Source organism: Pseudomonas sp. 1L-C-7-B-C1 (assembly GCF_057291635.1).
In genome coordinates this window covers 308,126-320,291 of record NZ_JBXAWH010000007.1, presented here as the reverse complement: position 1 = coordinate 320,291, position 12,166 = coordinate 308,126, and the positions used below count along the sequence as shown (strand labels likewise).

Here is a 12,166-nt window from a genome sequence, read left to right as displayed (position 1 = left end):
CCCCACAGCTACAACGGCTACTGTTCGCCTGTAGCTGCGGAGCGAGCGGCTGCTTGAAAACCTAAATGGGTGTCCAGAATCACTTGACCAGTTCAACCTCACTCCCACACGTCCAACGAACCGGCCGAGATCCTGAGGCGACCCACGATCCTGTGGGAGCGAGCTTGCTCGCGAAGACTGCATTCCTGCCGGTAGCAATTTAGCGGATGTACCGACTTCTTCGTGAGCAAGCTTGCTCCCACATGGACCGTGTTCGCCGTCCAACGGCGCGGTGTCTGCGCAATCGAGAGTCGGTCCATCCGCACCCGCCACGCGGCTCACAACCCCTCAAGCGTCTCCATCAACACCCGCACTTTGGTGAAGGTCTCCTGATATTCCGCCTCCCACTGCGAATCGGCGACGATGCCACCCCCACCCCAGCAGGCCATCTGGCCGTCTTTGGCCAGCAGGCTGCGGATGGCGATGGAACTGTCCATGCTGCCGCGCACGTCCAGGTACATCAACGAACCGCAATACAGCGCCCGACGATTGCGCTCCAGTTCGTCGATGATCTGCATCGCGCGGATCTTCGGTGCACCGGTGATCGAGCCGCCGGGAAAACTGCCACCAATCAGGTCCAGCGCGTCCTTGCCGTCGGCGAGTTCGCCGGTGACGGCGCTGACCAGATGATGCACGTTGGGATAGCTCTCGAGACTGAACAGCTCCGGCACCTTCACTGAACCGATGCGGCAGGTTCGCCCCAGATCGTTGCGCAGCAGGTCGACGATCATCAGGTTTTCGGCGCGGTCTTTGTCGCTGGCGAGCAATTCCCGAGCGAATGCGGCGTCCTCATCGGCATCCCGCCCGCGCGGCCGCGTGCCCTTGATCGGCCGGGTCTCGACCTGACGCTGACTGACTTTGACGAATCGCTCCGGTGACAGGCTCAACACTGCGTCGCCTCCTGGCAACGTTAAAAACCCGGCGAACGGCGTGGGGCAAGCCACTCGCAGCGCTTGATACGCCGCCCACGGATCACCGATGTACTGACCGCGAAAGCGCTGGGCGAAATTGACCTGATAGCAGTCGCCGGCCTGAATGTAGGCGTGAATCCGCTCGATGGCCTGCCGGTACTGCTCGGCATCGATGTCCGGTGCAAAGGGCGTTGTCAGCGTGAACGATGAGTCCGGTTGCGCCACCGGTTGCTCGAACAGCGCGATCAGGCGCTGGCGTTCGGCCTGATCAAGGGCTGGATGAAACACCAACTGGCTGGTGTGCTCGTGGTGATCGCTGATCAGTGCCCAGGCGTAGAGCCCCAGCCGGGCCGAGGGCAGGTGCAAGTCGTCGATGGCCTGATCGGGAAGAGGTTCGAACAGACGGCCGAAGTCGTACGCCAGATAACCGATCAACCCACCGGCGAACGGCAGTGCGCTGTGCTCGGGCAGGTCGGCTTCACCGAGGCGCGCCAGTGATTCACGCAGGCGCTGAAGAAAGGCCGGGCCGGATTCTTCCGCCACCGGCTGCAGGGTGTCCAGCGGCCAGGCGCTGAGCAGATCGAAGCGGCCACGATCCGCGGTTGGACGACCGCTGTCCAGCAGCACGGCGCCCGGGGCAACGCGCACGCGGGCGAAGTAACCGCTGGGGTCGGCGTGATAGGGCAATGGATGTACGGAGCAAGTTGGCATGCGAGGCGTGGATCAGTCAGTGCGCGAGGACGGCGATTGTAGTCTTCCCCAAGGGCGAGTCCTAGGGGGAAGGCGCAGTCACCGGCGGCTCGCCGTGCAGAATTCTGCGGGCGTCGTCAGGCGTGAGCAGGAAATCGAAAAAGCGCCGGTAAAAGTCCATTGTCTGAGCCGCCATGTCCACGTCCGGAAACAACGCGGGATGTAACTGCTGCGCGGCCCAGGCAACCTGAAGCGCCACTTCGGTGCCGTACCGATCCCACGGGAAAACCCCGGCCGGGTTACGCAGCACGCGCCCGTTGCGCACGGCCTCAAGCTGGTTCAGCAGTTGCGGTTGCGCGGCCTGATCCAGCCGGCCTGCGTTGGCTGCGAGAATGACGACATCCGGCTGCCAGGCGAGCAATTGCTCGGCCGACACAATCTGCAGATTGCCCTTGAGCCCCGTCGCGGCATTGCGGCCTCCGGCGATCTTGATCCAGTCGTCGATCAGCGTATCGGCGCCGTCCACTTTCAGCGGATTGACCGACGCGATGTGCAGCACTTTGGGCCTTTGCTCAGTCGGGATATCGGCGACTACGTGATTGACCGCTGCCAGCTGCTGATCCAGAAACCCGTTGTAGGCGAGGGCGCGCGCAGTGGGTTCCGCACCGCCGAGGGCCTTGGCGGTGTTCAGCATTGAGCGTTTCAGCCCGGCCAGGTCGGTGTAGCCCATCTGCATGACCGGCAGGCCGAGCTGGCGGTAGGCGACGGCCTGCCGATCGCCGAGGGCGGTGAACACCAGATCGACGTGCTCGGCCAGCAAGGTCTCGGCATTGAGCGCGGTGCCCTCGATGGCCGTGGCCTGGTTGAGCGCCGGAAGGACCTTGAACATCCACGGCTGGCTTTCGGGATGGTTGACCGTCGCGACAATGCGCGAACCGGCGCCCAGGGTCATCAGCAGCACATGATGGGCGTACCAGGCGTCGGCGATGCGCGCGGGTTCGGCCGACACGTTCGCCGGTTGACCGCTGTCGTCCTGCACCTGTCTGGATTCACGCGCGCTGGCCGGCGCGTTGTTGCCGCCATCGCCTGCCACGACGCTCGCACTCAGGCTGACAAGCAGCACACCGCTCAACAAACCGCGCATGCCGACCCGCCGCACGTTCACAGGTCCACCTGAATCGACGCCTGCACCATACGCGGCGCGGCCGGTGTGGCGCTGGCTTGTCCGGCACCGGTGTAGCCGTTCAGCCCGCCGGGGACGATGTTGGTCCAGTAGCGTTCGTTGGCCAGGTTGGTGACTTCGAGCCGGTAGACCGTGTCGCGCTTCATCAACCGGGTGCTGTAGCTGGCCCCGGCGTCGAAGGTCTTGTAGCTGCCCACCCAGTGATCGTTGCTGTCGTCAGTGGGGCGGGCGCTGGCGTAACGGGCGTTCAGGTTGACCGCGAGGCCCGGCACCTGATCGATGCGGTATTCGGTTAACAGGCTGGCGGTAACTCGCGACAACCCGACAATGCGCGTGTCTTCCGTGCTTTCGTTGCCAGTGGACAGCAGTTTCGGGTCCAGCCAGGTGATGCCGCCGAACATCTTGAGATTTTGAGTCAGGTCACCGTCGGCGAGGAATTCCACCCCGCGATTGCGCTGATCCCCCGCCACGGCATAGACGTTATCCGGCCGGGTGTAGGCGAAGGGGCGTTTAATCTGAAACGCCGCCAGCGACAGGTTGACCCCGCGCGCCACCCATTTACCGCCCAGCTCCCACATGCGGCTTCGGTACGGCGACAGGATCGCCCCGGCGTTGCTGCTGCCGGCCGCGGCGCTGTCGCCCTGTTGCAGGCTGTCGGCGTAGGTCAGGTACAGCGTCAGGTCGTCCACCGGCTTGTACATGACGCTGCTTGCCGTGCTGATGCCCGAGTCCCGGGATGACGTGTGGACGCCCGCTTGAGAATAGTTGTCGGCGGTCAGACGGCTCTGGCTGCCGCTGACCATCAGGCTCCATTTCGGTGTGAATGTCAGGGTGTCGCCCAGCACGAAGGAACGCTGGCGGGCGTTGGCGGAGTGGTAGCGGTCGGTGAAGTCGGGGAAGTCAGGCTCGTCGAAGGCGACCGGGTTGCTCAGTGACGCGCTGCCCAGGGTTTTCGTGCCGCCGGCCACTGGGTTGTAGTTGTCCCAGTCGAAGCCGGTGACACCGACGGTCAAATCATGGCGAATGCCGGCGGTGTAGACGCTGCCGTTGAGGTTGGCCAGATAGCTGTTGATTGTGAAGCGGCTGGCGGTGGCGCTCGCCACTGAGCCGCGATAGGTGCCCGCGTTGTTGATCAGCGTGTTGGTCACTGCGGTGGACTCGCGGTCGGCGATCTGCCGAAGCGCGCCGATGTCGAGTTTCCAGTTGCCGTCGAAGTCGTGCTTGAAGTGCGCGCTGGTGGTGTCCGTGGTGTTGTTGTCGCCAGAATAATTCTGCCCGAGGTTGCTGCGAGTCGGGTCCGGCGCGTGGGGCAGCGTCACGCCCGAGGCGACGGCAAACTTGCCCGGCAGGCCCTTGGACAGGTAGTTGTAGTGGCTGACGTTGGTTTCGATGACGCTGTCGTCACTGATCTGGAAGTCCGTGGCGAGGCTGACCAGCTGCCTGCGCAACGTGCTGCCGGGGGCATAACTGTGGCCCTGTTCGTCGGCCACGTTGAGGCGGTATTTGATCTTGCCGTCCGGGTCGAACGGGCCGCTCAGGTCGGCGGCCTTGAGCCAGGTCAGCCCGGTGCCTACGCCGATCGTCACCCGATTACGGGTGAAATCCGTCGGGCGTTTCGACAGCAGGTTGAAGGTGCCGGCCGGATTCGCCGGGCCATACAGCGACCCCGACAGCCCGCTCAGCACTTCGACGCCGCCCAGTTGCTCGGCCGGGTAGTCGGTGGTCGAGACCACATTGAGGCCGTCCAGCCGGCTGTTCTGCACCACGCTGCCCTGCAGCCCCCGGGTTTGCGGCCGGGCGCCGTCGGCCTGCACCGAGGGCATATAGCGGATGATGTCCTTGAAGCTTTTCAGCTGCTGGCTGTCGATCAGCTCCGACGACAGCACGCTGATGGAATAGGGCGTGTCCAGTAGCCTGCGTTCACCCATCGGGCCGAGGGTCGCCGACTTCTCCCGCGCCTGATCGGCAATCGACTGTTCGGCGCTGATGTCCAGGGGCGCCAGGGTCATTTCTTGCGCCAGGCTGACCTGAGCGAAGCCGCCAAACAACAGCGGCGCGAAGGCCAGGCGCGATGGGAAGAATCGGGTCATGTAAACACTCAGCAAGGAATAAAAAAGCGGTGGCCGTTGGTGTCGATCTGCTCGACGGCGACTTGGTAAAGACGCGCCATGAGGGCGCTGTCGATGACGTCGTGGGGCGCGCCGTCGGCGATGAGTCGGCCTTCGTGCAGGACCAGCACGCGATTGGCCGAGGCAAGGGCGTGTTCAGGGCGATGGGTGCTGGACAGAATGCTGATGCCTTGGGCGGCGAGGCGCTTGAGCAAGGCCAGCAGGCGCAACTGGTGGCCGTAGTCGAGCCCGGTGACCGGCTCGTCGAGCACGATGATATTGGCGCGCTGGACCATGGCCCGGGCGATCAGCACCAACTGACGCTCGCCACCGGACAGCTCGGTGTACGGCCGTTCACTCATTTGCAGGATGCCCAAGTCGGTCAGGGCCTGCTGCACAGAGGCCTTGTCGTCGCGGCTCGGCCCATGGCCCAGTCCGACCGTGGGCAATCGGCCCTGGCCGACGATGTGGGCGACGCGGAACGGGAAGCTCGGGACATGGCTCTGCGGCACGTAGGCAATCTGCCGGGCCACGGCGCGGCGCTTCATCGCGCGCATTGGTTGACCGTCGATCAGCACCTCGCCGGTGTGGGGCGCCAGCAACCCCAGCAGCAGTTTCATCAACGTGCTTTTTCCGGCGCCGTTGGCCCCCAGCAGCGCGATGTTGTCACCGGCTTTTATGTCCAGGCAGATGTTGTCGAGAATCACGCGGTCGCCGACTCGATAGCTGAGTTGGCGGGCCTGCAAGCGCTTCATAGCCAGCCCTTGCGCACGCGATGCAACACCAGCACAAAGGCGATCGCGCCGAACAGTTCGGTGATGATGCCGAGGGGAATTTCGCCCGCCGACACGCTGCGAGCGACGCCGTCAGCCGCCAGCAGGAAAATCCCGCCCAGGCAGGCGCTGAGGGGCAGGAGGCGCGTGTTGCCGGGGCCGACCAGCAGCCGCGCCAGGTGCGGGATCAACAGACCTATCCAGCCGACCATCCCCGCCAGACTCACAGTGAGTGCGCAGATCAGCGTGGTCAGCACGATCAGGCCGCCACGAATCTGCTCGACCGGCACGCCCAGGCTCAGCGCCTCGTCATCACTCAGGGACAGCGCATCGATGGCGCGCCCGGTCAGACTCAACAACACGATGGCCACGCTCAGAATCGGGCCGATGATCCACAGTGCTTGCACATCCACGGCGCTGAGGCTGCCGAGCAGCCAGTAGACGATGCTCGGCAACTGATCGACCGGATCGGCCATGTATTGGGCGATGGACAGCAGCGAGGTGAAGAGGGCGTTCGCTACGATACCGCCGAGCACCAGCAGCAGGATGGAGCGGGTCTGGAACATGTGGGCGATGCCAAGACCGACCGCCACGGCGATGAGCCCGGTCACGCACGCCACCAGCGCAATGGCCAGGGGCGGCAGGTGCCAGATGATCCCCAGCGCAGCGCCGAACGCACAACCGCTCAACACGCCGAGCAAACCCGGCGACACCAGCGGATTGCGGAACACGCCCTGATACGCGGCGCCCGAAACCGAAAGCCCGGCGCCCACCAGCACGGCGGCGATCACCCGGGGCAGGCGCGCCTCGATGACCAGGCTGTGCAGCAGGTCGTAGCGCTGGGCGGGCATGTCGCTGATGCCCAGCATCGTTGCGATGAACATCAGGAATTCGTGGATTGAGATTTGATAGCGACCCAGCAACAGCGCGCAGATGGCCGTTGCGATCAAGGCCAGCAGGCTGAGTAACAGAGTGGGGTGCAGCTTGGGAGAGGACATCTGTTGCTCATTGTTTCGGTATGTAAAAAACTATACAGCGATGGGCGAGGGTTCTCTAGGGACGGGATGCCGCATGGGGTGAATCTTCATGTGGCCGGGGGGTTGTGGGTGGCGACTTTCGGCTGGAGTTCTGCGGTGTGACGCCTGACGCCTTCCCGGCTAAAGCCGGTCCTACGAAATGCGCGCGGTGCCTGTAGGACTGGCTTCAGCCGGGAAGAGGCCGGTGTGAGCGCCAGCAATGGGTCAGGGGAGCATCAAATATCGTGATCAACAGAAATACGATCAAACGTGCCCAAACAACCCCTGGGCAAACTTGACTCGCTCTTCCGCGCTCTCCTGAGCACCGTCCGCCGCCAGCTCTTCGAGGCGCTTTTCCACCGCCAATGTCCGGTGAGTCAGCCCGCAGTCGTTGGCGATCTGGATGTTCAGCCCCGGCCGGGCGTTGAGCTCCAGAATCAGCGGCCCGCGGTCTTGGTCCAGCACCATGTCCACGCCGATATAACCCAGGCCACACAGCTCGTAGCACTCTGCCGCAAGCTTCATGAAACCGTCCCAGTTCGGCAGTTGCACGCCATCCACCGCATTGGTGGTGTCGGGGTGCTTGCTGATGATGTTGTTCAACCAGGTGCCGCGCAGCGTCAGGCCAGTGGCCAGATCGACGCCGACACCGATGGCGCCCTGGTGCAGGTTGGCCTTTCCGCCAGACTGCCGGGTGGGCAGGCGCAGCATGGCCATCACCGGATAACCCATCAGCACGATCACGCGAATGTCCGGGACGCCCTCGTAGCTGATGCTCTTGAAAATCTGATCCGGCGTGACCCGGTATTCGATCAGCGCCCGGTCGCGGTGGCCGCCCAGGGAATACAGCCCGGTGAGGATGCTGGAAATCTGGTGCTCGATTTCGTCGTGGCTGATGATGCGCCCGGAGACCGTGCGGAAGCGCTCTTCGAACCGGTCGGCAATCACCAGGATGCCGTCGCCGCCTGCGCCCTTGGCCGGCTTGACGACGAAATCACTGCGCCCGCCGATGATCGCGTCGAGCTTGTCGATTTCCTTTTCGGTGGAAATGATCCCGTACAGCTCGGGCACATGAATGCCGGCGGCGATGGCCCGCTCCTTGGTGATGATCTTGTCATCCACAATGGGGTAGAGGCTGCGCTTGTTGTACTTGAGCACGTAGTCGGCGTTACGCCGGTTGATGCCCATGATCCCCTTGGCTTCCAGCGCCTTCCAGGTTTTCCACCAGCCGATCATTTGGGGGTTTCCCGCTCGGCGTCTTCCTTGAGGAAGGCCTTGAAGCGAATCAGCTCGGTCAGCCTATACCCGCGATAACGCCCCATCGCCAGCATGAAGCCCACCAGAATCAGCAGGATGGCCGGGAAGGTAAACACGAAGTAGATGAACTCCGGAATGCTCATGATGACGTGCGCCAGCGACGCCGCGAACAGCGTGCCGATGGCGACTTTCATCGCATGGCCGCCGCCGCGCTCTTCCCAGGTGATCGACAGGCGTTCGATGGTCATGGTCAGAATCACCATCGGGAACAGCGCCACCGACAGCCCGCGCTCAAGGCCCAGCTTGTGGCTGAACAGGCTGATGGCGGCAATCAGCACCACCACGAAGGTCAGCACCACCGACAGCCTCGGCAGCATTTGCAGCTTGAGGTGTTCGAGGTACGAGCGCAGGGACAGGCCCAGCGCGGTGATGATGGTGAACAACACGATGCCGAAGCCCAGCTGTGTCTCGCGGAACGCCAGCGCGATCAGGACCGGGGTGAAGGTCCCGAGGGTCTGCAGGCCTACGAGGTTGCGCAGGATCAGGATCACCAGCACGCCGATCGGGATCATTACCATGATCATGAAGGTCTGCTGGGTTTGCAGCGGCAAGCTGTACAGCGAGTATTCGAGGAAGTCGGCGTCGGTGCTTTCGTCGGTCAGCTTGGCCAGGCGAATGGCGTTCATCTCGCTGTTGTTCAGGCTGAAGCTCACAGTGGCCTTCTTGCCACCCTCCACGGAGATCAGGTTGTCATTGCCGGTCCACCACAGCAGTCGGTCCTGGGGCAGGCCCGCCTCGCCGGTTTCCGGATTGAAATACAGCCAGTCCTTGCCATTGAAACTGCGCAGCCACAGTTCGGGTGACTGCGGCTGATCGGCAACCAGACGGATCGTGTGGACTTTCTCCACCGGCACGTGGGCGATGGACAGCAGCGTTTCGGTGATCCGCGCCTTGTTCTGCACCGACGTATCGCCGGCCAGCAGCAGCTTGACGTTGTCATCGCTCAGGTTATTGACGCGCTTGATGGCTTCGCTGACAAAAGTTTCGACGTCGGCCGAGTGCTGCCGGATCGGCGCGAGCAGTGCGTCGGCGGCGATTTTTTCCGGGCCTTCTACAACGATGCTGTCGCGGAAGATCGGGCCTTTGATCTTGGCTTTCTCGCCGCTGTAGCGCTTGGTCAATACCAGCCGGTAGTAAAGCGTCTGATTGCCGTTGGCCCGGCGTGCGGACCAGGTCACCTTGCGGTTGCCATCGGCGCGATTGACGTTCACGCCATAGTTGTTGGAGATGAAGCTTTCGTTGAGGCTGATGTAATCCCGCGAAAGGGGCGGCACGTACATTTGTACCTTGACCGTGTCCTTCGGGTTGGCGATGAACTCGACCTTGGCGTCGATGTTCCACAGGTCGTCGGTTTCGTCTTCGGTCACCGGAATGCCGAGTGCCAATATCTGATAAGCCGTGATCGCGATGCCCAGCGTGACGAGGGTCGCGATCAGGATTTTCAGATGGAGGGTAAGAGAGCGCATGTTGTTACTCTGCGGTTTGAGCATCGGTGACGCAGGCGGGCTTGCCTGCTGCGTATTTCAGGCTTGGATCGACCAGCGCATCGAAGTGCTTGAGGGCTTCGGAGCCAATCAAAAGCGGGTATTGGAATGCGCTGCGGTCGGTCAAGTTCACTTCTATGGTGCGCAGCGCGCTGCCCATGCACACACCCAGGCTGATGACCGGGCGGGCGGTGTATTTCCTGTCGTCATCGGCGTCGATATCCCCCGCACGCCGCTTGATCCTGCTGACCCGGGCCAGGGGGCGTTCAATGGGGTGTTCGTGGGCATCGTCGATGGCCAGGTAAAAACGCACCCAGGATTCGCCATTGCGCTTGAAACGCTTGATGTCGCGGGCACTCAGGGAGGCGGTTTTCGCGCCGGTGTCCAGCTTGGCGGCGACTTGCAGGTCGATGTCGGCCAGTTCTGCGTACTCGTTCAAGCCATACACCGTCTTTTCAGCGGCCAGGCTCAGGCCGGGCAGAAAAAGCCCGGAAAGAAAAAGTCCGGGCAGAAAGAAGCCTGGCAGGTACAGGGATAAGAGAACGAGAAGGGGGTGACGGCTCATAAGTCCAGGTGCGATGAAAAGGTGAAAGAGCTGCTTTGACGTCGAAATACGGTTTTGGTTTGAACCAAGGTGCCGCGCCTGGGCAAGCCGTCGGTTGCCTGCATGGGTGAACTTCAGCGGGCGGCATCTTAGCATGAAGCCTTTGTGACGCCAGCGAAGGGAGCAGCGGACAGGTACAGTCAGACGCTTCATCAGAGGGTGTCTACATTAGACGATTGTCGACAATCAGGCTTTTAGCTTTGACGGAACGGCCTTCATTCGCTAGATTTGCTGGCATTCGATCATCAGGTGTCAACAATGTTGGATGCCGCAGAAACTCTGCCTGCTACGTCGCTGGACGCCGAGACGCTGTCCGAGAACGTCTTTCGTCGCATTCAGGCGGCCATCGTCAAAGGCGACATTGCCCCTGGCAGCAAGATCTCCGAGCCTGAGCTGGCGCGCACTTACGGCATCAGCCGGGGGCCTTTGCGCGAAGCCATCCACCGGCTTGAAGGTCAGCGCCTGTTGGTGCGCGTTCCCCACGTCGGCGCTCGCGTGGTTTCCCTGAGCCATGCCGAACTGGTCGAGCTGTACGAAATTCGCGAATCCCTCGAAGGCATGGCCTGTCGTCTGGCCGCCGAGCGCATGACCGTCGAAGAAGTCGACGAGCTGCGCCGCGTGCTGGAAACCCACGAATGCGACAGCGCCTTTCAGGCCGGCGTCGGCTATTACCAGCAGGAAGGCGACTTCGACTTTCATTACCGGATCATCCAGGGCGCGCGTAACAGCACCCTGACCCAGATGCTCTGCGATGACCTGTACCAACTGGTGCGCATGTACCGCATCCAGTTCTCGACGACGCCCAATCGTCCGCGCCAGGCGTTCGCCGAGCACCACCGTATTCTCGACGCCATCGCCGAACGTGACGGCGAACTGGCCGAGCTGTTGATGCGCCGCCACATTGCCGCGTCCAAACGCAACATTGAGCAGCACTTTCACGCTGCAACTGCCCGAGGTGAACAATGACCACAAGATCCACTCCCGGCCAACGCTTCCGTGACGCCGTCGCCAGCGAGCATCCGCTGCAAGTGGTCGGTACGATCAACGCCAACCACGCGTTGCTGGCGCAACGGGCCGGCTTCAAGGCGATTTATCTGTCCGGCGGGGGTGTTGCGGCGGGTTCGCTGGGCGTGCCGGACCTCGGCATTACCGGCCTGGATGACGTCCTCACTGACGTGCGCCGCATCACCGACGTCTGCGATCTGCCGCTGCTGGTGGACGTCGACACCGGCTTCGGTGCCTCGGCGTTCAACGTGGCGCGCACGGTGAAGTCGATGATCAAGTTCGGCGCGGCGGCAATGCACATCGAAGACCAGGTCGGCGCCAAGCGCTGCGGCCACCGGCCCGGCAAGGAAATCGTTTCGCAGCAAGAGATGGTCGACCGCATCAAGGCGGCGGTGGATGCGCGAACCGATGACAGTTTCGTGATCATGGCGCGCACCGATGCGCTGGCAGTGGAAGGCCTTGAGTCTGCTCTGGACCGCGCCGCCGCGTGCATCGAGGCAGGCGCGGACATGGTCTTCCCGGAAGCGATCACCGAGCTTGAGATGTACAAGCTGTTTGCCTCGCGGGTGAAGGCGCCGATCCTCGCCAACATCACCGAGTTCGGCTCGACCCCGCTGTTCACCACCGACGAGCTGAAGTCCGCCGAAGTGGCGCTGGTGCTCTACCCGCTGTCGGCATTCCGGGCGATGAACAAGGCGGCGGAAAACGTCTACACGGCGATTCGTCGCGACGGCACGCAGAAGAACGTCATCGACACCATGCAAACGCGCATGGAGTTGTACGAGCGCATTGACTATCACGCGTTCGAGCAGAAGCTCGACGCGCTGTTTGCGCAGAAGAAATCGTAGAAAAGCCCGATCACTGTGGGAGTGAGCTTGCTCACGAAGAGGACGGTATATCCGAACCCCTTCTATTACCCGGACTATTGCCTTCGCGAGCAAGCTCGCTCCCACGGGCCTATTTGTTGTCCTGAAGGCTGCGTAAGACACAGAAAAGAATTGCCGATTCCCACACAACTACAAGACTGGAGACAGCA

At 62.6% G+C, this 12,166-nt stretch carries 10 protein-coding genes; 2 read left to right on the top strand and 8 right to left on the bottom strand.

The window, feature by feature from the left end; all coding sequences use genetic code 11:
- Positions 1–317: 317 nt before the first annotated feature.
- The 8 genes from pabB to rloA form a co-directional block, all read right to left on the bottom strand.
- Positions 318–1,661, bottom strand: coding sequence for an aminodeoxychorismate synthase component I (pabB, locus tag AC0Z8Z_RS13560; protein ID WP_485619449.1), 1,344 nt, complete (start codon positions 1,659–1,661; stop codon positions 318–320).
- A gap of 61 nt (positions 1,662–1,722) precedes the next feature.
- The gene (locus tag AC0Z8Z_RS13555) at positions 1,723–2,784 is read right to left on the bottom strand and encodes an ABC transporter substrate-binding protein (protein ID WP_485619448.1); all 1,062 of its coding nucleotides are present in this window, start codon (positions 2,782–2,784) and stop codon (positions 1,723–1,725) included.
- A 17-nt stretch (positions 2,785–2,801) separates the two neighbouring features.
- The gene (locus AC0Z8Z_RS13550) at positions 2,802–4,913 is read right to left on the bottom strand and encodes a TonB-dependent receptor (protein ID WP_485619447.1); all 2,112 of its coding nucleotides are present in this window, start codon (positions 4,911–4,913) and stop codon (positions 2,802–2,804) included.
- Positions 4,914–4,921: 8 nt separating this feature from the next.
- The gene (locus AC0Z8Z_RS13545; RefSeq protein ID WP_485619446.1) at positions 4,922–5,686 is read right to left on the bottom strand and encodes an ABC transporter ATP-binding protein; all 765 of its coding nucleotides are present in this window, start codon (positions 5,684–5,686) and stop codon (positions 4,922–4,924) included.
- A complete protein-coding gene (locus AC0Z8Z_RS13540) occupies positions 5,683–6,702 on the bottom strand; it encodes a FecCD family ABC transporter permease (protein ID WP_485619445.1) in 1,020 nt (339 codons plus the stop codon). Before AC0Z8Z_RS13540 ends, AC0Z8Z_RS13545 begins: the two co-directional genes overlap by 4 nt.
- A 282-nt stretch (positions 6,703–6,984) precedes the next feature.
- Positions 6,985–7,953: an alpha-L-glutamate ligase-like protein gene (locus AC0Z8Z_RS13535; protein ID WP_485619459.1), complete on the bottom strand. Its 969-nt coding sequence runs from the start codon at positions 7,951–7,953 to the stop codon at positions 6,985–6,987.
- Complete coding sequence (gene rloB / locus AC0Z8Z_RS13530; RefSeq protein WP_485619444.1) at positions 7,953–9,503, bottom strand: osmotic stress tolerance membrane protein RloB; 1,551 nt, start codon at positions 9,501–9,503, stop codon at positions 7,953–7,955. The genes AC0Z8Z_RS13535 and rloB overlap by 1 nt, the downstream gene beginning before the upstream one ends.
- A gap of 4 nt (positions 9,504–9,507) precedes the next feature.
- On the bottom strand, positions 9,508–10,086 hold the full coding sequence (gene rloA / locus AC0Z8Z_RS13525; RefSeq protein ID WP_485619458.1) for a retropepsin-like aspartic peptidase RloA: 579 nt from the start codon (positions 10,084–10,086) through the stop codon (positions 9,508–9,510).
- Between the two features lie 297 nt (positions 10,087–10,383).
- On the opposite strand from rloA, the gene AC0Z8Z_RS13520 reads away from it, so the two are divergent.
- Positions 10,384–11,091, top strand: a complete 708-nt coding sequence (locus AC0Z8Z_RS13520; RefSeq protein WP_122623149.1) for a GntR family transcriptional regulator — start codon at positions 10,384–10,386, stop codon at positions 11,089–11,091.
- On the top strand, positions 11,088–11,978 hold the full coding sequence (gene prpB, locus AC0Z8Z_RS13515) for a methylisocitrate lyase (RefSeq protein ID WP_122534568.1): 891 nt from the start codon (positions 11,088–11,090) through the stop codon (positions 11,976–11,978). The genes AC0Z8Z_RS13520 and prpB overlap by 4 nt, the downstream gene beginning before the upstream one ends.
- The last annotated feature ends 188 nt before the right edge of the window (positions 11,979–12,166 follow it).

What these genes read in the sequence shown, in the direction of transcription:
- pabB (WP_485619449.1), bottom strand. Translation starts at nt 1,661, where the DNA reads ATGCCAACTTGCTCCGTACATCCATTGCCCTATCACGCCGACCCCAGC.
- AC0Z8Z_RS13555 (WP_485619448.1), bottom strand. Translation starts at nt 2,784, where the DNA reads ATGCGCGGTTTGTTGAGCGGTGTGCTGCTTGTCAGCCTGAGTGCGAGC.
- AC0Z8Z_RS13550 (WP_485619447.1), bottom strand. Translation starts at nt 4,913, where the DNA reads ATGACCCGATTCTTCCCATCGCGCCTGGCCTTCGCGCCGCTGTTGTTT.
- AC0Z8Z_RS13545 (WP_485619446.1), bottom strand. Translation starts at nt 5,686, where the DNA reads ATGAAGCGCTTGCAGGCCCGCCAACTCAGCTATCGAGTCGGCGACCGC.
- AC0Z8Z_RS13540 (WP_485619445.1), bottom strand. Translation starts at nt 6,702, where the DNA reads ATGTCCTCTCCCAAGCTGCACCCCACTCTGTTACTCAGCCTGCTGGCC.
- rloB (WP_485619444.1), bottom strand. Translation starts at nt 9,503, where the DNA reads ATGCGCTCTCTTACCCTCCATCTGAAAATCCTGATCGCGACCCTCGTC.
- rloA (WP_485619458.1), bottom strand. Translation starts at nt 10,086, where the DNA reads ATGAGCCGTCACCCCCTTCTCGTTCTCTTATCCCTGTACCTGCCAGGC.
- AC0Z8Z_RS13520 (WP_122623149.1), top strand. Translation starts at nt 10,384, where the DNA reads ATGTTGGATGCCGCAGAAACTCTGCCTGCTACGTCGCTGGACGCCGAG.
- prpB (WP_122534568.1), top strand. Translation starts at nt 11,088, where the DNA reads ATGACCACAAGATCCACTCCCGGCCAACGCTTCCGTGACGCCGTCGCC.